This is a genomic window from Nostoc sp. JL33 (assembly GCF_017114985.1).
GTDB lineage: Bacteria > Cyanobacteriota > Cyanobacteriia > Cyanobacteriales > Nostocaceae > Nostoc.
Genome location: NZ_JABXKP010000064.1, coordinates 218,022 through 237,915, shown reverse-complemented (window position 1 = coordinate 237,915; position 19,894 = coordinate 218,022). Strand labels below are relative to the sequence as shown.

20 protein-coding genes are annotated in these 19,894 nt (G+C 42.9%); 8 read left to right on the top strand and 12 right to left on the bottom strand.

Going from position 1 to position 19,894, the window contains the following annotated elements:
* Positions 1–127: 127 nt before the first annotated feature.
* The 5 genes from HWQ23_RS18210 to HWQ23_RS18190 all read right to left on the bottom strand — a co-directional run bounded on the left by HWQ23_RS18210 (position 128) and on the right by HWQ23_RS18190 (position 4,616).
* Positions 128–784 carry an HAS-barrel domain-containing protein gene (locus HWQ23_RS18210; protein WP_292830661.1) on the bottom strand — a complete coding sequence of 219 codons (657 nt, stop codon included), beginning with the start codon at positions 782–784 and terminating at the stop codon, positions 128–130.
* Positions 785–879: 95 nt separating this feature from the next.
* Complete coding sequence (locus tag HWQ23_RS18205) at positions 880–1,077, bottom strand: NAD(P)H dehydrogenase subunit NdhS (protein WP_292830658.1); 198 nt, start codon at positions 1,075–1,077, stop codon at positions 880–882.
* A gap of 80 nt (positions 1,078–1,157) precedes the next feature.
* Entirely contained in the window at positions 1,158–2,486 is a 1,329-nt protein-coding gene (gene rodA / locus HWQ23_RS18200) for a rod shape-determining protein RodA (RefSeq protein ID WP_292830655.1), read from the bottom strand.
* Positions 2,487–2,772: 286 nt separating this feature from the next.
* Entirely contained in the window at positions 2,773–3,843 is a 1,071-nt protein-coding gene (locus HWQ23_RS18195) for an Mrp/NBP35 family ATP-binding protein (protein WP_292830653.1), read from the bottom strand.
* Positions 3,844–4,091: 248 nt separating this feature from the next.
* On the bottom strand, positions 4,092–4,616 hold the full coding sequence (locus HWQ23_RS18190; protein WP_292830651.1) for an SRPBCC family protein: 525 nt from the start codon (positions 4,614–4,616) through the stop codon (positions 4,092–4,094).
* A gap of 454 nt (positions 4,617–5,070) precedes the next feature.
* Here HWQ23_RS18190 and hemF point away from each other — a divergent pair, with 454 nt between their 5' ends.
* Both hemF and HWQ23_RS18180 read left to right on the top strand, forming a co-directional pair.
* A complete protein-coding gene (gene hemF, locus HWQ23_RS18185) occupies positions 5,071–6,114 on the top strand; it encodes an oxygen-dependent coproporphyrinogen oxidase (RefSeq protein WP_292830648.1) in 1,044 nt (347 codons plus the stop codon).
* 346 nt (positions 6,115–6,460) lie between these two features.
* Positions 6,461–6,829 carry an STAS domain-containing protein gene (locus HWQ23_RS18180; RefSeq protein WP_292830645.1) on the top strand — a complete coding sequence of 123 codons (369 nt, stop codon included), beginning with the start codon at positions 6,461–6,463 and terminating at the stop codon, positions 6,827–6,829.
* Between the two features lie 70 nt (positions 6,830–6,899).
* Here HWQ23_RS18180 and HWQ23_RS18175 read toward each other — a convergent pair whose 3' ends face one another.
* Complete coding sequence (locus HWQ23_RS18175; RefSeq protein WP_292830642.1) at positions 6,900–7,502, bottom strand: chromophore lyase CpcT/CpeT; 603 nt, start codon at positions 7,500–7,502, stop codon at positions 6,900–6,902.
* 209 nt (positions 7,503–7,711) lie between these two features.
* Between HWQ23_RS18175 and psb29 the strand changes: the two genes are divergently transcribed.
* Positions 7,712–8,419: a photosystem II biogenesis protein Psp29 gene (gene psb29 / locus HWQ23_RS18170; RefSeq protein ID WP_292830639.1), complete on the top strand. Its 708-nt coding sequence runs from the start codon at positions 7,712–7,714 to the stop codon at positions 8,417–8,419.
* Positions 8,420–8,494: 75 nt separating this feature from the next.
* Here the strand turns inward: psb29 and HWQ23_RS18165 are convergent, their stop codons facing one another.
* The 4 genes from HWQ23_RS18165 to HWQ23_RS18150 all read right to left on the bottom strand — a co-directional run bounded on the left by HWQ23_RS18165 (position 8,495) and on the right by HWQ23_RS18150 (position 13,250).
* Complete coding sequence (locus HWQ23_RS18165) at positions 8,495–8,857, bottom strand: phage holin family protein (RefSeq protein WP_118165339.1); 363 nt, start codon at positions 8,855–8,857, stop codon at positions 8,495–8,497.
* 602 nt (positions 8,858–9,459) lie between these two features.
* Positions 9,460–10,143: an ExbD/TolR family protein gene (locus tag HWQ23_RS18160; RefSeq protein ID WP_292830632.1), complete on the bottom strand. Its 684-nt coding sequence runs from the start codon at positions 10,141–10,143 to the stop codon at positions 9,460–9,462.
* A gap of 43 nt (positions 10,144–10,186) precedes the next feature.
* Complete coding sequence (locus HWQ23_RS18155) at positions 10,187–10,915, bottom strand: MotA/TolQ/ExbB proton channel family protein (protein WP_292830629.1); 729 nt, start codon at positions 10,913–10,915, stop codon at positions 10,187–10,189.
* Positions 10,916–11,054: 139 nt separating this feature from the next.
* Complete coding sequence (locus tag HWQ23_RS18150; RefSeq protein WP_292830626.1) at positions 11,055–13,250, bottom strand: ATP-binding protein; 2,196 nt, start codon at positions 13,248–13,250, stop codon at positions 11,055–11,057.
* Between the two features lie 291 nt (positions 13,251–13,541).
* On the opposite strand from HWQ23_RS18150, the gene HWQ23_RS18145 reads away from it, so the two are divergent.
* A complete protein-coding gene (locus tag HWQ23_RS18145; RefSeq protein ID WP_292830623.1) occupies positions 13,542–13,856 on the top strand; it encodes a YkvA family protein in 315 nt (104 codons plus the stop codon).
* 53 nt (positions 13,857–13,909) lie between these two features.
* Here HWQ23_RS18145 and HWQ23_RS18140 read toward each other — a convergent pair whose 3' ends face one another.
* Both HWQ23_RS18140 and HWQ23_RS18135 read right to left on the bottom strand, forming a co-directional pair.
* Complete coding sequence (locus tag HWQ23_RS18140) at positions 13,910–14,287, bottom strand: GxxExxY protein (protein WP_292830620.1); 378 nt, start codon at positions 14,285–14,287, stop codon at positions 13,910–13,912.
* 41 nt (positions 14,288–14,328) lie between these two features.
* On the bottom strand, positions 14,329–17,535 hold the full coding sequence (locus HWQ23_RS18135) for a glycoside hydrolase family 15 protein (RefSeq protein ID WP_292830617.1): 3,207 nt from the start codon (positions 17,533–17,535) through the stop codon (positions 14,329–14,331).
* 262 nt (positions 17,536–17,797) lie between these two features.
* Here HWQ23_RS18135 and HWQ23_RS18130 point away from each other — a divergent pair, with 262 nt between their 5' ends.
* The 4 genes from HWQ23_RS18130 (at position 17,798) to HWQ23_RS18110 (ending at position 19,797) form a co-directional block, all read left to right on the top strand.
* Positions 17,798–17,983, top strand: coding sequence for a ribbon-helix-helix protein, CopG family (locus tag HWQ23_RS18130; RefSeq protein WP_292830614.1), 186 nt, complete (start codon positions 17,798–17,800; stop codon positions 17,981–17,983).
* Positions 17,983–18,165, top strand: a complete 183-nt coding sequence (locus HWQ23_RS33685; protein WP_292830611.1) for a DUF6888 family protein — start codon at positions 17,983–17,985, stop codon at positions 18,163–18,165. Before HWQ23_RS18130 ends, HWQ23_RS33685 begins: the two co-directional genes overlap by 1 nt.
* Positions 18,162–18,359 (top strand): DUF6887 family protein, encoded by a 198-nt coding sequence (locus HWQ23_RS18120; protein ID WP_094328787.1) that lies wholly within the window; start codon positions 18,162–18,164, stop codon positions 18,357–18,359. The genes HWQ23_RS33685 and HWQ23_RS18120 overlap by 4 nt, the downstream gene beginning before the upstream one ends.
* A gap of 340 nt (positions 18,360–18,699) precedes the next feature.
* Positions 18,700–19,797: a WD40 repeat domain-containing protein gene (locus tag HWQ23_RS18110; protein WP_292830606.1), complete on the top strand. Its 1,098-nt coding sequence runs from the start codon at positions 18,700–18,702 to the stop codon at positions 19,795–19,797.
* Positions 19,798–19,894: the final 97 nt, after the last annotated feature.

Sequence of the window (19,894 nt, the reverse complement as noted above, 5' to 3'; positions counted from 1 at the left end):
AAGGGGCTATGGTAAAACTGCGATTACCTTGGGGCCTTTCGCCTGATTGATAAATAGAGAAGCCACCTGACGAACAATCAAAATTATTAACTTACACTAACTAGGCAATTGTCTAAGAACTAACTACCTACGGGTGGATTTGACTCAAAATGAACCGCAAGCGATCGTAGTCGTCTTTAAGTAGCACACTCAAGTTACGTCCAGCTTTAATTAGCCATTCTCGGTCAGCTTTGCGTAACTGGTATACATCTCGAATCGCAGCTGCGGTCAAAGACTCTATTGGGGCACCATTGATACAAAGCAGTGTCCGCAAAAAATTTAGTTCTTCAGTAAATTTAATGATCGCTTCTGGTTCGCAGCGATAAACAGCTTGATGAATTTGTGGGGGACGGGGTGGTAGATATTGATATATTCTTTGGTTATAACCTCGATTCTGGGAAGACTGCTCAAATCCCACGATCGCAGCCCGGAATTCAGTTCTGAGCATGGCAAATATTTGGGGTTGTTCCTCGCGTAAATCTTGCAACGACAACCCCAAAGCTCTCGCCCGGTGTACTGAATCTATGGGCATAGTTGTGGCATAATACACTACAGCATAAATTTGATTGCCAGATTCTTCATCTACAGAACATACCCAACTACCAAAGGGTGGCATGGGGGGAAAGGTCAAATCTTCTGGCTCCAAACACTGAGCTAAAAATTCAGTACTAGTAGTCTCAATCACCTCCGCAATGTGGTTGGGATGGCGATCGCCAGTAGCAAACTGTGGTAAAGGGAGGCGCATGGGAGTGCTGAGTTAGGAGTTAATAGTTAGGAGTTATGAGTGATGATTTGAGGAATCATAACTCATAACTCATAACTTCTCACTCTTAACTAATTTTATTTGGCTTTTTTACGTCCGGCTGTGGTTTCTACGAGTGACAATTCGCTCAGGCGGAAGGTAACTAATTTATCCCAGTTACCACCTTCAAATAATACGGCTACTTTGCCATCACTCACCCGTTGCACGAGTCCTTCATAGCGATAATAGGTATCTGCGGCATTCTTCACGCGAACAGTTGCTCCAGGCAGGATCATGTTTTTAGCCTCGCTTGTTTCCTTTTAATAGCTTAATACTTGTCATTAGTCCTTGGTTCTTACAAATGACAAATGACGAATCAATAATATTTCTGTCTTTGTCGGAAATTTGCTACCGATTCTACTATTCCCAACGAAATGAAGTTAGTCAGCATAGCAGAACGCCCATAACTCATCCAAGGTAGGGGAATTCCTGCCACAGGCGCTAAACCAACAGTCATACCAACGTTGACAATCACCTGAAACATGATCATCGAAAAAACGCCAATAGCTAACAAGGAACCAAAGTTATCTTTGGCGGTTTGGGCAACATGCAGTAGACGCAGGCAAATTAAGGAGAAGACAAACAGCACTACCAAACAACCAACAAAACCGAATTCTTCCCCGACTGCGGAGAAAATAAAGTCTGTATGCTGTTCAGGTACGAAATTCAGTTGCGTCATTGGCCCCTTGAACAGACCCCATCCCCAAACTCCACCAGCACCAATAGCAATGCGAGATTGGATTAGGTGATACCCAGCACCGAGTGGATAGTGATCGGGGTTTATGAATACAGTTAACCGATCTTTTTGATACGGTTTCAAAATATGGTTCCAGGCGAAGACTCCTAATTCGCCACCCAAGATATTGAGACTCCACGCACTAATAGCGCCGAAACCAAATCGATGCCAGGGGAGAGTTCGCCAGCCCACAATAGCCATCGCAACTGACCAAATTAGCCCTAATGGGCCAAAAGCTAATGGGCCAAAAGGTAATCCTTTAAATAAAACTATTGGCTCTGCTAAAGGCCAAGATATACTAAACAAAATGGCGGCGACCACCGGAGAAATCATTAAAATTAACCAGCCTGGGTTAGCATTTGCCCAGTAAAGCATTCCTAAAACGATCGCACCAAATACTAGTGATGTTGCTAAATCTGGCTGCAAAAATACTAATCCCCAAGGTATAGCAGTGATTGCCAGAACGCGGAAAACACCTTCGATACTAGAAGCAGTGCGCCTGTGTAACAAAGCTGCTAGGGTGATGATCATGCCGACTTTGGCAAATTCTGAGGGTTGGACGTTAAAGCCAGCGATACTAATCCATCGCTGCGCCCCTTTGGCGCTAGTACCAGCAATCATCACAGCGATTAAGCTAAAGTTCGTTAGTGCGTATGTTACCCAGTGCCACTGCATCAAGACTTCGTAACGGGTGCGAGATAAAAACAGGGCTATAAGCACGCCGATAGCCGCTACCATCCAGTGCCACCACCAGTCAGTTACTGGCTGCTTCAGTTCCGTACTGAGGATCATGATGCCACCAAAGATGCTGACAGCAATCGGCAAACAAAAAAGTAGCCAATCTACATACTGCCAGGGCTTAACCCAAGACTTCCAGCGAATTTTGGGGAGCGATCGTTTTAACAACATTGTGCCAGTTTAGACTTTAGCTTTGAGATTTAATTGTTGGGTATTGGGCATGGGGCATTGGGGAGCCAGTGCGTTGCGGAGGTTCCCTCCGTTGAAGCAACTGGCGTCATTGGGCATTGGGAAGAGACAAGAAAGAAACTTGTTCAAGAATTCTCCCTTGTCCTCCCCATCTCCCTCATCTCCCTCATCTCCCTCATCTCCCTACTCCCTACTCCCCACTCCCCACTCCCTACTCCCTAATATTCCCAGGCTATAGCCCAGGAAGCAGATATAAATTAAAATTAATTTATGTCAGAGCGGCAACTGATACTTTACCAGCAATGGTAAGAGCGATCGCTGTTAATGCTTTTGCCGAAGCCGAATCTGGATCACCAACAACTATCGGCACACCACTATCACCGCCAACTCGCGTAGAAATCTCTAGCGGCACGCACCCCAAGAGTGGCACTCCCAATTCGGCGGCTGTTTTGGAGCCACCACCAGAACCAAATATGTCATACTGCTTATCCGGCTGATCGGGGGGTATAAAATAGCTCATATTTTCCACGATGCCCAATACTGGGACATTCATCTGCTGGAACATCCGCAATCCCTTGCGAGAATCTAACAGGGCTACAGTTTGCGGCGTGGTGACAATTACTGCCCCTGCCATCGGCACTGCTTGGGTTAAAGTTAACTGAGCATCTCCGGTTCCCGGTGGCATATCTACAATCAAATAGTCCAGTTCTCCCCATTCAACTTGATAGAGAAACTGGCGAATTACACCATTGAGCATAGGCCCCCGCCAAATTACTGGTTGATCTCGGTCAATCAAAAAGCCCATTGAAACTAATTTGACGCCGTGATTAAAAGCAGGTTCCAGGATGTCACCTGTTTGGGTTGAGCGCACTACAATTTGGGCATCAGCCAGACCCAGCATGGTAGGGTCATTGGGGCCGTAAATATCAGCATCTAGCAAGCCGACTTTCGCCCCAGTTTGAGCTAGAGCCACTGCTACATTCACCGCCACCGTACTTTTACCAACGCCACCTTTGCCACTGGAAACAGCAATGATATTTTTCACCCCAGAAATGCCAGTGCGGTCAGGTAAACTTTTTTGTTGCGGTGTTTCTGCCGTCACTTCTATGCTTACATCTGTAACGCCTGGGAGTTTTTTGACAGCTTTCTGACAGTCTTCAACGATAAATTCACGTAAAGGACAGGCGGGAGTGGTTAACACTAAAGTGAAACTAACCTTGCCAGCGTCAATTTTGACGTTGCGAATCATATTCAGTTCTACCAGACTTTTGCGGAGTTCTGGGTCTTCTACTGGTCGCAACACTTCTAAGACAGAGCGAGAATCGAGGACATCGTACATAAAAATTCAAAATTCAAAATGAAGAAATACACTCGTGGCGAACATCTTAGCTATTAACTGGATACTTTTTTAAGTAAGGTCAGCTTAGTGTTATCACTGTTATTGCCGTAATAAAACTTAGTAAATTGCATTATCACCTAATACAATCTTAACTTTCTTTAGGGATTAGTTATTGGGTATTAGGCATTGGGCATTGGTTATTTCCCCCTGCTCCTCCTGCTCCCTCCTTAGCCCCCACTCCTCACTACCTAAAAATCAAAACAACTGTCATTAATAGATTTTTTCTTACCAGATACCGTTGGTAATGCCGTCTTTTCTACTGCCTCTACTAAAGACCGTGCTACGCGGTTTGCATAAGGACGGGATAAAGACCAAATCAGGGGGGATAACCAACCCCGTAGCGTTACAGAATAAGAAAGACAAGTACCACAAACGGTTGACTCTACTTGATAAGTCACCCGTTCCTCTATCCCAGGAATCGCCAGCACTCGGATAGTCAGCATCTCTCTATGGTTGACGCGTTCCACAAAAATCCGAATGGGAATCGGCGAAAAGCGTGTTACAGCCTGATAAATCAATCCTGGTTTGGGTACTAATCCGTATGGGACATTAGTACTCTTAAGTAGCGGATGCCAGGAAACATCTGTTAAATCAGCGACTTTTTGCCATAGTTCATCTACAGAAGCAGAACTAATCTCTCGATACGTCCGCACCAGAGAAGCGCAAAACCGACGACGTTTGCGGTGGATGAATTTGGATAACCAACCTTGCATTTTCCTAATCCTCCTCCCTAGACACTTTCTGGTAACTCTGGTATTGTGGTCAACTACGCTCAACCCCTAAATTAAAACTTTCTCAGAAATGCCCTAAACATAGCAAGCCTCGATTCCGCGCAGACACCAACAGCCAACATAGCAATATGGCAAAGAAGTTTTGAGCAAGGTAGTCAAACCCTTGATATTTCAAGGTTACGACTAAAGTCTAGTGTTTATACCAAAATATTCCAAGTTAAAAATAAAATTTCAAAAAAAGCTCAGTCAATATACAAGCGTATACGCATTTGAGGGAAAATAACTCTAGTGATGCCTATCAATCGTATAAATGCTTAACCAGTAAGAAAAAAGCGGGTTGGGCAAATAGAGCTTGATTGTTGGCGCGTGTTTCCCCCAAATTTTAAGATCATAAATTTGTGGCTTTCTGAAAATTGTAATTTAGGTTCGGGAATCTATGTTGACCAACTCGCAAACACCAACTGTAGCAGCAGAATCATCTAAGTCTTTGCCAGCAGCTGACGCTCAGACTAGAGTCCGTCAGTTTTTGCAACAGTTACAAGACCAAATTAGTCAAGGGCTGGAAAACCTGGATGGTGTGGGCAAGTTTATCGAAGATAGTTGGGAACGCCCAGAAGGAGGCGGAGGGCGATCGCGTATTCTCCGTGATGGTGCAATCTTTGAACAAGCAGGTGTAGGTTTTTCCGAAGTTTGGGGAGAGCATTTACCCCCCTCAATTTTAACCCAGCGCCCTGAAGCAGCAGGGCATGGCTTTTATGCCACGGGCACTTCAATGGTATTACATCCTCGCAATCCTTACGTGCCGACAGTTCATCTAAATTATCGCTACTTTGAAGCGGGGCCAGTGTGGTGGTTTGGTGGTGGTCTTGACTTGACACCTTATTACCCCTTTGCTGAAGATGCGGCACATTTACACAAAACGTTAAAACAGGCTTGTGACAAACACCACCCAGAGTATTACGCAGTGTTTAAGCAGTGGTGTGATGAATATTTTTACCTCAAGCATCGTGATGAGACACGGGGTGTAGGTGGTCTGTTTTTTGATTACCAAGATGGCCAGGGTGCTTTATATCGCGGGCCAAATCCCAATGGGGAAGCGGCTATTTATAGCAACCAGGTGGGAACACCAGCAACCCGCAGTTGGGAAGATTTGTTTGCCTTTGTGCAAGACTGTGGTAAAGCATTTTTACCAGCTTACGTACCAATTGTAGAACGGCGACATGGGATAGAATATGGCGATCGCCAACGGAATTTTCAACTCTACCGCCGCGGACGGTATGTAGAATTTAACTTGGTTTATGACCGAGGTACTATTTTTGGTCTGCAAACCAACGGACGCACCGAATCAATTCTCATGTCCCTACCTCCCTTAGTGCGCTGGGAATACGGCTATCAACCGGAACCCAATTCCCCTGAAGCCGAGTTATATGAAACCTTCCTCAAGCCCCAAGATTGGGTTAACTGGACACCACCTCAATAGTGCTGAGTTAGGAGTTTGGAGAGACGCGATTAATCGCGTCTGTACAGGAGTTAGGAGTTTGGAGTTAGGAGTTAGGATTTATTTCTCCCTCATCTCCCTCATCTCCCCCATCTCCCCACTCCCCACTCCCCACTTCCCACTCCCCACTCCCCACTCCCCACTCCCCACTCCCCACTCCCCATTAAAAATTGCTACTCAGCACTAATTTGGTAAGTTAAACTACTAAAGGTAAGCACTTAAGAGAAAAAGGTGACAATTATAGCTATAGCTTGTTAATCTCAAGTGACAGCATTAGAAAATTCTGTAACTAGTTAATCTTAAAAGTAATGCCACGGGGAGGGCTTTAGTGATTCACATAGACCAAAAAAGTTATACAACCCAAGATGGAAACACCGTTATTGTCCTGACACCAGCAGGTCGTCTAGACATTACCACTGCTTGGCAATTTCGCCTGAAGTTACAGGAGTGTATTTCCAAACTCAGCCGCCATGTAGTTGTAAATCTGGCTCTGGTAAATTTTATTGATAGTTCCGGTCTTACGTCTTTGGTAGCTGGGATGCGTGATGCTGATAAAGTCAAGGGCAGTTTTCGCATCTCCAATGTACATCCAGAAGCCAAACTCGTGTTTGAAGTGACGATGATGGATACTGTTTTTGAAATCTTTGAAACGGAAGAGGAAGCTTTAGAAGGTGTACCTCGTAGCATCGCCAGCTAAGAAAAGAGTTAAAAGTTAAGAGTGAGGAATTAATTCAAAATTCATAACTCATAACTGATGACTCAAAAGTTTATGTTATTAAATACTGATTTCGCTTGGTGTAGCGATAAGGCCCCATAATCGCTCCCCAAGTTGCTTTTCCAGTTGCTGGATCAATTCCTTTGTCGTAGCTGTGAAATTCTGCCGCAGTGGCTTCAAATCCCAAGGAAACATAGATACTATTACCAAGATAAGTAAAGCTGCAAGGAGTTTCTGGTAGTGGGGTAGCGGTAAACTGATAGCGATCGCGAGCTAGTGTTTCTTGAGTAACTGTTAGGATACAACCTGGTAGTAAATCTAATTGTTCGGCTGTCAGTGTGTTAAGTAGAGCAGGGTTATTGCCTGCGCCTATTAATGCACCTGGATCTTGAGGCATGTAGTATTGTACTTCCAGAGATGTGTCATTGCTCCCCTGACGCAACCGCATAATTCGCTGGCGGTAAGGTTGATCTAGGTTAATAACGTTAGCCTGTTCCGCAAACAGGGTGATGCTATCTTCTGTGAACAGATTAACTGGTCTTTGCCACAGGCAAAGGTGGACATACCAAACTGGCTCTGCTATGGCTTGTTCCCGATTATCAAATTCACCAGCTAGGTACTCACCTAAAGCAATTAATTGTGGCGAGAAGTTCATAAATGCGATAAACGAATCATTAAGGATAATAATTTTTGGGTAGTTTTTTAAGGAAAAGGGTGTTATCCCCTGTGGCTACCAGCTTATAAAGTACTTGTGATTTGTCTATATTGTAAATGAAACCGTCACCAGCTAAAAGCTTAACTTGGCAAACTAGCCTTTAAGCGAGAAAATAAAGATACGTCGCCCTTAACATTTTCTTTTTCTTTGTGAATAACGTCCGTACTGTCTCTGATACAAAGCGAACTTTCTACAATCTTCACACCCGTCCGATTAACACTATTTATCGTCGGGTAGTAGAAGAATTGATGGTGGAAATGCATCTACTGTCAGTAAATATCGATTTTAGCTACAATCCAATTTATGCCTTGGGCGTCGTCACTACCTTTGACCGCTTCATGGAAGGCTATCAACCAGAACGTGATCAAGAATCAATTTTTAACGCCCTATGTCGGGCTATAGAAAAAGATCCGCAACGCTATCGACAGGATGCCGAAAGATTGCAAACTGTAGCTAAAGGTTTGCCAGTTAAAGATTTAATTGCGTGGCTAAGTCAAACTACTCACTTAGATCGAGATGCTGACTTGCAAGCAAACCTGCAAGCGATCGCCAACAATCCTAACTTTAAATACAACCGTTTGTTTGCAATTGGTGTATTTTCGTTATTAGAACAGTCAGATCCGCAATTGGTTAAAGACGAAAAGCAACTCACTGAGGCGCTGAAAGCGATCGCTGCTGGCTTGCACCTCTTAGATGAGAAACTGAACAAGGATTTGGAGCTATACCGTTCTAACCTAGACAAAATGGCGCAAGCACTGGTGGTGATGGCAGATATACTCTCAGCTGATCGCAAAAAACGTGAGCAACGTAAACAACAATCAACTACCCCAGTTGCTCCCCCAAGTTCCAACGAATAGTTAGGAGATGAGAGTGATCAGTTAGGAGTTATGAGTGAGGAATTGTTAATAACTCCTAACTCCTAACTCTTAACTTTATACGCCCAATAATTTGTAGATTAAGCTGTTAATTATAGTCAGCGCAAATGCCCCAATAACAGCACTCCAAATACCGTAACGCAAGCGAAATCCCTCTACTAACCAAGCAGCAATACTAAAACAAACCACGGCAATCATAAATGTGAAAATGCTGGATAATAAGTCCAATGTGAGTAAATTTGGTACTGCAAAAACGAGGCTTAAAATCGGTCTGACTATTGCCGTCACTATACCAAGCACTGCGGCAGAAAGGAAGGCTTTACCTGGAGTGTCAATTTCAACTCCCAAAGGTAATTTACTAATTATCAACAGGCTGATAGCTGTTACTAACCAAACAATTAAAAGCGTAACGATATTCATGCCACAATCCCTGAAACGTGAATGGCAATTGGTGATAAATTACTTCAGTTTATCGGTGAAAAAATCTTTAAAGCTCAACCAATTATTTGTAAATTAGCAGAAATTTGCTTGCTAACCGAATTTTATTTTAGATATCTTTAGGATTGGGAAAAAGCTTCAGGGGAGTGGGGATGAGGGGGATGAGGGAACAGGGGGAAAATTCCTAATTCCTCTCCTCTGCACCCTTCTCCCTGCCCCATGCGCCATGCCCTAACCCTCTTTTGTCACTCTGGGGAAATAAAAATTGAGGCTAAATGATCAAACCTAGATTTCCTGAGAAGATTAGCGATGGCTGCGCCCGCCGTTCGCGTAGCGTCTCGCAGAGAAGGCATCGCAAACTAATAGAAACCTCCAAACAAAGCTCTATAGGTAAAATCCTGTCTGGGCAAGAGTTACAGATTATTTTCTGCCAAAAGTGACAAAAGAGGGCTAAGTAAGTCGGTGGAAATAAACCAAATTATGTTACGAAACGTAAATAGGCTTAAAAGCCTTATCAATGACCAATGACAAAGGACAAATGACAGCCCCCACTAGTTAGCTTTAATTGCGCCGACTTACTTATCTCATCTTTTAAGAGTAGGTTGGGTGTTTTTGGGTGCTCCAGGGGCTGGGGATGCTGGTGGGTTGGAAATACCAGGATTGATCGGACTGATGCCTTGCCCAGTTGGAGGTTGACCAGTTACCGTGGGCAAGGGTACGGAATTAGGTGCTAAGGGAAAATTAGGGGTAAGATTCCCTTCAGGATTGATGCCTGGAACTGGTGCTGCACCAGGATTGATTGGGAATGACGGAACAGCAGGCTCCTTGAGTGAGTTTGTGGGTGGTTGAGACGGGCCAGGAATAATTCCCAAAGAAACGCGATCGCCCCCTACTTGCCGTAGCAAGTCCAATGTCTCAATCACATCATTGTAAGTTGCTGTCCGCGAAGCATTCAGCACAATAACAGCACTGGGATTTTGTTGGAGATACTGTTTTAACCTCTGTCGCAAATCCTCCCGTTTTACAGGCTGTTTTTCTATGTAAGTATTACCAACGGCATCGATACTTACAATCAGACTTCCACTCTGTGATGTAATTCCAGATACTGAACTGGCGCTGGCTTTGGGCAAATCAACATTTATTGCCTGTTGCCGCGTAAATTGTAAAGCCGCTAATAAAAAAAACGTCAGGATACAAAAAACAACATCAATTAAAGGAATGATTTGAACTTGGACTTCTTCAATTGGAGTATGTAGATTAACTTTCATCGTCTCACTCTAACGCCTGATTCGAGGATTGAATTCTTAACTATTAATTAGGTGTATTCGGGGGTTCAGGAGGTTCAGGAAACCTAGTCTTTTCTGGCTTGCGGGGTGGAGTGAAATTTTCTGGCACAATTGCTGATGTTCTATTACTAAAATCAGGCGGGGACTGGCGGTAGAGTAATTCCATCTCATTCCCTGCCTTCCGAAAAATTTTGACTTGGTTGACTAAAAAACTTTGAAATAGGCGGTAAAATACCAAACTAATGATCGCAACTATTAGCCCTGTTGCCGTAGCAATCAGTGATTCACCAATACCAGTTGTCACCCCAGCTGTAGATTCAGTTCCCAAATCGCCAATCCTAATTGATCGCAAAGCGCGGATCAAACCCAAAACCGTGCCCAACAATCCCAGCAGTGGCGCTAGGGCTATCACGGCTTCTAAAAGTTTTTCGCCCCGCCGCATCCCAGCTAATTCATCTTCCGCCGTGGACTCTAATGCTAGTCGAAAGGTTTCTGCGTCAGTTTTTGGAAAGCGTAAGGGGGCGTAGAGAAAACGCCCGATAGGCTGATGGCTTGCAAGTCTAGCAATGTCCGCAGCGACTTCCCAATTATCTTGAGCAGCATCCAGGATGCGATCGACTATTTGCTTTTCCTGAGTCAACATTCGCAACCAGAACCACAAACGCTCGAAAATCACACTCAAAGACAGAATCGAGAGAACAAGCAAAGGCCACATCGCTGGCCCGCCCTTATAAAATAAATCTAAAATATCCACTGTTTAAGTTTCCTCCCTCCATGACTAGAGCAAATATGCTAAAGCATTTTAATTTTAGAGATTAATGCAAAATGAGGGACTTCAAAAATATAAATTTCTCGAAAACTTAAAAAGACAGTGTAAGCATGGTGTATTTGACTTAGACTGCTATAGAAACTTGCTGCTGGGTAGGTAATTGAATGATAAACTCACTTCCTTGACCAAGAGTAGAAAAACATTCCAGTTTGCCACCATGTTTTTCGGTGATAATTTGATAGCTGATTGCCATGCCCATGCCGGTTCCTTTGCCTACAGCTTTGGTGGTGAAGAAAGGATTGAAGATCCGATTTTTAACCTCTTCTGACATTCCCCCGGCATTATCAGCGATCGCAATTTCCACCAACTGCGAATTGCTGATTGAGGTGCGGATGCTAATCTGGCTAGGGTTTGCCTCTATTTCCTGATAGCTGCGATTGGCATTTATTTCGTCTAAAGCATCGATCGCATTCACCAGAACATTCATCAATACTTGATTGAGTTGTCCGGGATAGCATTCTACTTCGGGCAACTTGCCATAATCCCGAATTACTACAATTGCTGGACATTCTGGTTTGTCTTTCAGACGGTGTTGCAAAATCAACAGCGTACTTTCAATTCCTTCATGAAGGTCAACTGCTTTGAATTCTGCTTCATCCATACGAGAAAAGTTCCGCAGTGATAGCACAATGTTCCGAATCCGATCAGTCCCCATTTTCATAGAAGCTAGCATTTTCTGTAAATCCTCGATTAAAAACTCCAAATCGATTTCCTCAGCTAGCGCTTGCACCTCTGGATCATTGCTGGGATGACGTTGTTGGTAAAGGTGGATCATCCTGAGCAAATCTTGAGTGTATTCGTTCAGGTAGGTAATATTGCCGTGGATAAAGTTCACCGGGTTGTTGATTTCATGGGCTACGCCTGCCACCAGTTGACCTAGACTAGACATTTTTTCACTTTGAATCACTTGTGCTTGGCTGTGCTGCAATTCATCCAAGGCGGTTTTGAGTTCGGCGGTGCGTTCTTCTACCTTGTCTTCTAACTCTGTCTTACTGTTTTCCAACGCTGAAAAAGATTCGCGCAATTGCCCTGCCATGTGATTAAAGGAGTGGGCAAGTACATTGAGTTCCTGGATATTTTTGATATCCAAGGTTTGGTCTAAATTGCCTAATGCCATTGCCTGACTTGCTCGGTTAATTTGCAGAATCGGCTGTGTAATCCAGTGGGAGGTTAAATAGCCCATGAGGGTTGCCACAACCAATGCTCCGAGACAGAGCAAAATGGTAGTGTGGGTGTTGGCGTTGATTTGTCCCATAAAAGCGTGTTCCGGCACACTAACCACTACTAGCCAATCCAGTCCATATTTGTCACGCCAGGGGATGACATTGACAAAATTTGGTTCGCCTTGCCAATTCAGTTGCAGTTTTTTGGATTCGGTGATGGACTCAAAACCATTGAAGGTTTGCTGAATTTGTTTGGCAATGGCCTGAACTGAAGGATCAGGACTGTCGGTGGCTTTTATGCGTCGAATATCTTCCTTGACCACGGTAAAAGGCTGCTGCGTGCTAGAGTTCGCTATCAGCATCCCATTCCGCTCTACAATGAAAACCTGTCCAGAGCGGCTGATATCCAAACTCCGTAAAAACTCACTCAGTTTCAACAGATGGATATCTGCGCTGATCATCCCTAGTAAGTGATTTTGCGCGTCATAAATGGGGCGAGCTGCGGAGGCAGCAATGTATGGATACTGATAATTGATAGTGACGATACGTGACCAGATAGGTCTTCCCGCTTTCACGGGTTCTGTGTACCAGGGTTCCTTGAAGTTGTTCCAATCCAAAGTAGCAATGACACTGGTACGATTGCCTTGCTTATCTGTGGCATAGGTGAACCAATTTTTCGGAGGCTTAGAACCCCAATCATCGATCGTGACGGTTTTGCCATCGTAACGGGCGGCTCCTACTCCCTCACCTGTGGTCAGTCCGATGCCGATATAGCTCAAGTCATAGACCTGCATTTGTTTCCAGAAATACTTGCCCACCGTTTTGCGATTACGCACATCTAATAACCCCATCTGAATGGCATCAGCATTAATCTGGCTCACTTTCTGGGGAATAGATAGATAAGAATTTAAATGTTGATCTACTATATTGCTAGTTCGAGCCATCAACTGTTCTGCCAAGTCGTTGACGGCTTTCTGTCCATTCTTAAATGACAAATAACCTACTAAACCCACCGCTCCAAATATTTGTAACACAAAGGGAATAATCAGAACCATCTGTAGGGGGATTTTAGATATGCTAAAGTGATGCTTCTTCATCGGTAGGTTCCATCCTGCGTTAGTGTTTCGCCTTTTTAAAAGCAGATAAATTTACACTAAAGAGGCGAAACTTTAGATATATATAACTAGGATTCCCTTCTAAAAATACACAATCAACATCCATACAATTTATTTGTTGTCAGGGAATTACTACACTCTTGTGCAGAATCACAGAGTAGGTATTTAGTGACAGATTACGAGTAGCGTCTTCCAGACTAACTAGGGCGGTTATTCCCACCGGAAATTTTTAGGATAATTTGTCAAAATTAAAGATAACTGGAGGTTCAAAATATGAAATTCTCAATCCAATCACTTTACACCTGGTATCGCGATGTGCTTCGTAACCCCAAGTACCGTTGGTGGGTAATTTTAGGAACGTTAGCTTATTTGGCCAGCCCAATTGATATTCTTCCAGATTTTATACCCGTTGTGGGACAAATTGATGATGTTTTCCTTTTGACCCTGCTAGTTAGTGAGGTGTCTGGGCTAGTAATTGAAGGCTGGAAAGCTCGTAAGGGTGATCTAGGCACTGAAACACCTAATACTACTGAGGGTTCTACCTCCACTGGAAACACCGTTGATGTTGATGCTGTGTCGGTTAAGTAGATTTTTAACGCAAAGGAACGCGGAGGGAAGCGCAGAGGAACGCGGAGTCAGAGTTAGAGGTTGTTGGCTACGCGTTTGATGCCTTCTTTGAGGTGGAGGACGTTGAAGTTGAGCAGAAGACCTAGTTTGCAGTTTGCTAGTTTGAGATAGGTTAGGAGTTGAACGGAGTGAATCGGGTGGAAGGATTCTACAGATTTAATCTCTACAATTACTTTATTTTCGACTATCAAATCTAATCGATAAACACATTCCAATTGCACATCTTGGTAAACCAAAGGCAATGGAATTTGCTTACCAACATTCAATCCGGCTTTCTTCAACTCATAATCCAAGCACACCTCATAAGCCGACTCCAACAAACCAGGCCCCAAAGCAGTATGCACCCTCATCGCACACCCAATAATCACCCCACTCAACTCATTCTCTCTCATCCTCTGCGTTCCTCTGCGTTTCCCTCTGCGCTACTTTGCGTTTAAAAATCCTTCACAAATTCCGTCAAGAACCTCAACGCCTTCAAAATATAACTAGCGCAATCTCTAGGAGAGGTGTTGTAAAACGATCGCCACGCACTCGCCTTATCCTCATCATAGCGATCGCTGCGATGATTATGATTTTCTAACCATGCCAATCGCACTGCATGACCAATTAAGACATCCAACACGATATATTCTTCAATTTGCAACTTAGGATTATTAGCAGCGATCGCAGCTAATTCGATTAATGCTTCAATATTAACTTGGCGATATTCTGGAGCTTCGATTTTATTCAGCAAATGCTCAACCAAGAGAGCAAAATTTCTTTCACCTGCCGTCATTTCCGACAACATTATCTCACTATCTAAACGATTGCGGCGCTCTAGTTTATCGCCAATTACTAGACCCTTGCAATGTTGCATTAATAGCCAAACTTGCTTAAAAAATTCTTTTGGTACGCGCCCCGTCGCACCTTCAGCTTGGCGAAACCGCCGCCAACCGCCCGGCGGAACTTCTATTCCTTCTTCTATTGTTGGTAACACCACCCAAGCAATATCACTTTCTTTTTGTTTGACGTGCAGTGATTCTTGCTGGCGCAACAGGTTACTCATGCCAGTATATCTAGTTAATACCTGACGCAAGCGCATTTTCACTTCAAAGGGGGAAAGTTGCATTAAGTGATCGTATGCTTCATCTTGAGTAACATCCAATTCCCCCGCTAGTTCGCTGGTTATCAATAAGATGAGATAGCCAACTCTCAGCGTCAGTAGTCCCTGAAATAGTTCGGCTTCTGAGCGAATTAAGATACCAAGATAGATTAAAATCTCTTGGGTGAGGACGCGATCGCGTATATCCTCACGACAAAAATGATTAATTTTATCGGCAATTTCATCGTGGGACATGGGTACGGTAATCAAGGACGCCTCGCTGTAAGCTTTACCCACAGCAATCTGCTTACCCCGTACCAAAATACTTGTCACTGCATCTGATAGGCTGATATCAACCATTTGCCGTAACCCCGCAGCCCGGCGCACCACCGCCCAAATAGCTAAATCTCCAGCTTTGGTGTAAACTTCATCGAGTAAATCGGCTACGCTGACGGGATATCCTGGCCCACCGTACCCCGTATCAAATTCCATTCCTTGCAAGCGAGTTAAAGTTTGCAATAACTCAATTTGCTCGTAGATATTCTCTGATGAGCGCAAATAAGAAAGTAATAACCCAAGGTTGGTTTCACACTCCATTTTAAATTCTTGGGTATTTTCTAAGCGCCAGTTTTTATCAGGATGATAAGCTAGGTAATAACAACGTGGGCTAGCATTTTTCACTGGCGATCGCGAGAATTCTGCATTGGGAAGAAAATCAATTCTTTGGATTCCAGCTGTCAGCATTAGCTGATTTAGACGCCCTAATTTCACCCGCACACCGTTACAAACACCATCTTTCAGTTCTTGCATTAGTTCTAATAATGCCTCAGAACCGATTTCTAACATGGTGTGCGTCAACATTAAAGTCAAAGTAGGACGCCCTAAATCCCCCCAATATTTTTGAATGTAAGCTAGTTCGCTTCTAATTTGATCTAATAAAAAATGGTAATCAAGGGTTAAGTAAAACTGTTGAGAGTCGGAAAATGAAGGTAAAAATACAATTGTTTCACCGCTAATCCGAAAGATTCTAGATGTTGTTAAACTCCGCAACCTTCGCGCTGGCCGCCCAGTTAAACCAAGTTTATCGTTACGTCCAATTTGGGTATAAATAGCTGAAAATTCTCCAGCTTTTCTCACCTGAATCGGTTCTACTTGGGTAGGCGTTTGTGTTTCAATTCCGTGAACTTCTAGTTTCGTCTGTAAATCTTCATCTTCTGCTAAGAAAGCAATTTGTACCAACGCCTCGCGCTGTTTTCCCACACATAAATGTCTTCCTAAAGGGTCGATATCACCAACCGCTAGTAATCCTTCACTCAACATTTGACTGAGAAAATATAAACTCTGCGCCCACACCAAGGGAATATTTTCATTGGGCAAACGTGGTTGCGTTTGGGGTGCTAACTTTTCTGCTTCTATGTTTTCGGCTGGAACATAATAAAGTTCTGGCAATAAACGTAAACCATTTTGTTCTATAAGTAATGATTCTAAAAGCTCTTGGTATTTTTTAACTTGCTCTTGCTCGCCGCGAAATAAACCATCTAGAACTAAATAAGTAAAAAATAACGGCCATTCGCATTCAATATGCTCAAATTGCTTGAGTTCCCACGGTTCGTAATGTAAGCGCTGATGATCTTCTAAAACGGTTTGGTGTCCATCACGCAGAAAGCGTTTGCAGCCAAATTTACCTGCGAGTTTATTAATAATATCGTTTAAGGTGCGATCGCGTAACTCCAAATCTTCCACTGCAAAAGCAGGATAACTAATAATACTTAACAGCGCCGCATCAATTTCTTTGGAACCAGATTCTCTCGGTAATAGGGATTCTAAAGTAATCCGGGCGCGGGCGATTTCATCTGGTAGCACATGAATCACCGATGCTTGACTACCACGCACACCAAACAAATCTAGTCCGTTGATAGCTTCTAAAGCAGCTTTTGCCATCCCTACGGAACTGGCATTTAACTCAGCACTACCACGATTAATTTTATTACCACGTTCCCAAATGCCGTAATCTGGTGTGCGGTAAGCTCGTCCAATGTAGTAAACCAAATTTTGGACGAAATTCACTTCATCAATACTATAAATTATTTGCAATCCGGCTGCGGTCATTTGCGCCAACATCAGTAAAAATATAGATGTGGCATCAAGTTGCAAATGTCCCCATTCGTCATCACCAACAACAATATCGCCAGTTGCGGTATTATATTTGGCGTGCAGTCCATCCAGTAGCGACTGAGTATGTTTAAATGTCTCTACTTTATGAGCCTGTCGCATCATTGCAAACAACAACCCGCGCATCAGTTTGATGACACTGTGTTCTAGTTCATAAGTGCGTCCTTTGTCGTCGTCAATCTTGCGATATGCAAGTCCTAAACCCCAAACTGCCAAAATGCTGTAAACGTTGTCTCGCACCCAAGCATCTGTATAATCGCCGTGGGCTGTAATCGCTGTACTCGCAGGTAGTAAACCAGTAATCGGATTTTGCCGAGTCAGAATAATCGTTTTGATTTGCTGGTAATAATACTCCAGGCGAGCTAGCAATTTGGTAGATGTTTTCATGATTTGGTTCAGAACTACTTGTAAAATTCAACCCTGTGACTGTCAAGTGAATTACCTAAACCAAGCCATAACAAGTTCTGTAATGGTTGATGGGACAACAGCTGAGGGTGGTGTGAGCTTATTATTATCTCGTGTAAATAGGTTTATGGGTACTTAATTTTAGCGATTTTATTTCGGTGTGGTCAGAATTACGTGCTATGGAGTGCAATCTGGGGGATATGAGCTAGTATGCTAGCATAACAGCAGATTAACTTTTTTCATCATGGAAACTCGAATTAACAAACGCACCCACAGCGATTACACCCAGAGTGCCGCCTATCTGCCCAAGGATTTAGTTAAAAATTTCAAACATCTAGCTCTTGAGTTAGAAATAGGTCACAGTGAGGCAATGGAAGAAGCTGTCAGGATGTGGTGTGATGCGGCAATCAAAAAGGTAAGTCAACCTTGATGAGGTATCCTACACCCAAACAAAATTTGATTTGTTTTATCCTCTGTCAAAACCTCACAACGTTTCTACTACCTATCTTTATAGTGAGATTAGATGAACGAACAGGAGACATCTATATCTTGGCTGGAGATGAAACAGGTATTGTAATTAAGTCTAATGGTGAATGGAGATACGACGAATGAATAAGCCTCAGTTTGCAGCAATGAGCAAAGTAGAGTTAAAACGTTATTTATTAGAGAATCGTAATGATACAGAAGCTTTTCACGCTCTAATGGATAAAATTAATGCTGAACCTAACCCGAAGTTTTATACCATAGATGAAATTGGTGAACTGGAAAAACTAATAGAAGCAAAACGAACACGAGAAAATCTCTAAAAATTACCTTTATCAACTCGCTTAATCGATGTAGCTTATTAGATATCGAAACATTGTAGGCTGTGGATTACAGGGTCTACAGTCTGGCAATGAAAATAAATCGACATGTACGCGCTAAGGTTTTAACACAGTCAGAGATACAGCTAATTTTTAGTCATGGGTTAGAAAATGACCGTGATCGCAAACTAAATACGATATTTGTTCAAACATTTACTGTGCGTGTAATATTTTATACTTAAGTTGCGATTTTCTTAAGGCATAATGAATTCTTTTGTTGAGAGTTTACATTAGATAAACGAGTGGTAATTTCAGCGATCGCTCGCAGAACGTTTAGGAAGTTATGAAGCGGAAAGAATTTATTACGATATCTTTCACAGCACTACTACTGAAAGCCTGCAACCGAAATCCAATAAAAAAAGTTATGAAGGATGAATTTTTCTCTTATGGGCTAGACAACAAAGCTTCTTTACCTTCGATCAAGCTATCTGAAGATGAGAGAAAAAAATATTTATCGCCATTAAAACTCTTTAAAGTTTTGCGATCGCATAAAATACGTAATTCATATATAGGAATCGCAAAGATTGCTATTGATGAATTGCAAGGAATTATTGCTTGTTCATCAAGAGATGGAAAGGTAAGTATTTGGCATCTTTTATCTGGTGAGCTTATCGCCTCATACTCTCATGAGCGTAATGCTGGTGCAGTTGTAATTGGAGAGAAGGGTGATGTAATCAGTGGAGGTTCAGACAACAGAATAAAAATCTGGAATTATTTTTCTAATCAGCTTTCACAAACTTTAGAGACACCAAGTGCTGTAGGATGTCTTGCAATTAATCTTAGAGCTAATTACTTGGCTGCGGCGATAGATTACTCACATCAAGTCAAAGTGATTGTATGGAATTTAAAGTCATTGAAGCAGATTGCTGAAATTAGTGACGAAAGATTTTGGGATTTTGACCTATTAGCATTTAATGATACTGGAGAACATTTGTATGCACGAGGCGGACTTGGAGAAAATCGAGTCTGGGAAATGCCTTCTACAAAACTTATTAGAGCTTTCCCTGATAGTCATTATGGAGAAGTGAGTTACTGCTCAATTGACGATAGAGGAAGGGTTCTAGCTACTGCATCAGATCGACATAACGAAGTGTACATATGGGATACTATGAGTGGCAAAAGAATACAAATAATTGAAGCAGCACCAATATCGGATGGTGGCCCATTTGTCCCCAACGTTCTCCTAAATCATAACGGTAGTATTCTCATCACTGCTACACTAAATGGAAATATCAGGATATCGTGTACTGAAAGCAAAGAACTTTTGCAAGAATTTCCAGGTAAACACAAACCAGGGATCAGCTCATTAGCTATAAGTAATAGGTATTTGGTATCTGGAGATCATGATGGAAATGTTAAACTTTGGAAATTTACTGCCTAAGAGAGCATTTATAAAGTAAATCTTTAGTTGACTAAATGAATGCTCTTTGTTTTCGAGATAATCAAGGAGTCCGCGAAAGCTTTTACCCTTGGTTTGG

What these genes read in the sequence shown, in the direction of transcription:
- HWQ23_RS18140 (WP_292830620.1), bottom strand. Translation starts at nt 14,287, where the DNA reads ATGAGAGAGAATGAGTTGAGTGGGGTGATTATTGGGTGTGCGATGAGG.
- HWQ23_RS18110 (WP_292830606.1), top strand. Translation starts at nt 18,700, where the DNA reads ATGAAGCGGAAAGAATTTATTACGATATCTTTCACAGCACTACTACTG.
- HWQ23_RS18150 (WP_292830626.1), bottom strand. Translation starts at nt 13,250, where the DNA reads ATGAAGAAGCATCACTTTAGCATATCTAAAATCCCCCTACAGATGGTT.
- HWQ23_RS18210 (WP_292830661.1), bottom strand. Translation starts at nt 784, where the DNA reads ATGCGCCTCCCTTTACCACAGTTTGCTACTGGCGATCGCCATCCCAAC.
- rodA (WP_292830655.1), bottom strand. Translation starts at nt 2,486, where the DNA reads ATGTTGTTAAAACGATCGCTCCCCAAAATTCGCTGGAAGTCTTGGGTT.
- HWQ23_RS18160 (WP_292830632.1), bottom strand. Translation starts at nt 10,143, where the DNA reads ATGAAAGTTAATCTACATACTCCAATTGAAGAAGTCCAAGTTCAAATC.
- HWQ23_RS33685 (WP_292830611.1), top strand. Translation starts at nt 17,983, where the DNA reads ATGAGGTATCCTACACCCAAACAAAATTTGATTTGTTTTATCCTCTGT.
- HWQ23_RS18190 (WP_292830651.1), bottom strand. Translation starts at nt 4,616, where the DNA reads ATGCAAGGTTGGTTATCCAAATTCATCCACCGCAAACGTCGTCGGTTT.
- HWQ23_RS18130 (WP_292830614.1), top strand. Translation starts at nt 17,798, where the DNA reads ATGGAAACTCGAATTAACAAACGCACCCACAGCGATTACACCCAGAGT.
- HWQ23_RS18165 (WP_118165339.1), bottom strand. Translation starts at nt 8,857, where the DNA reads ATGAATATCGTTACGCTTTTAATTGTTTGGTTAGTAACAGCTATCAGC.
- HWQ23_RS18120 (WP_094328787.1), top strand. Translation starts at nt 18,162, where the DNA reads ATGAATAAGCCTCAGTTTGCAGCAATGAGCAAAGTAGAGTTAAAACGT.
- HWQ23_RS18195 (WP_292830653.1), bottom strand. Translation starts at nt 3,843, where the DNA reads ATGTACGATGTCCTCGATTCTCGCTCTGTCTTAGAAGTGTTGCGACCA.
- HWQ23_RS18205 (WP_292830658.1), bottom strand. Translation starts at nt 1,077, where the DNA reads ATGATCCTGCCTGGAGCAACTGTTCGCGTGAAGAATGCCGCAGATACC.
- hemF (WP_292830648.1), top strand. Translation starts at nt 5,071, where the DNA reads ATGTTGACCAACTCGCAAACACCAACTGTAGCAGCAGAATCATCTAAG.
- HWQ23_RS18145 (WP_292830623.1), top strand. Translation starts at nt 13,542, where the DNA reads ATGAAATTCTCAATCCAATCACTTTACACCTGGTATCGCGATGTGCTT.
- HWQ23_RS18175 (WP_292830642.1), bottom strand. Translation starts at nt 7,502, where the DNA reads ATGAACTTCTCGCCACAATTAATTGCTTTAGGTGAGTACCTAGCTGGT.
- HWQ23_RS18135 (WP_292830617.1), bottom strand. Translation starts at nt 17,535, where the DNA reads ATGAAAACATCTACCAAATTGCTAGCTCGCCTGGAGTATTATTACCAG.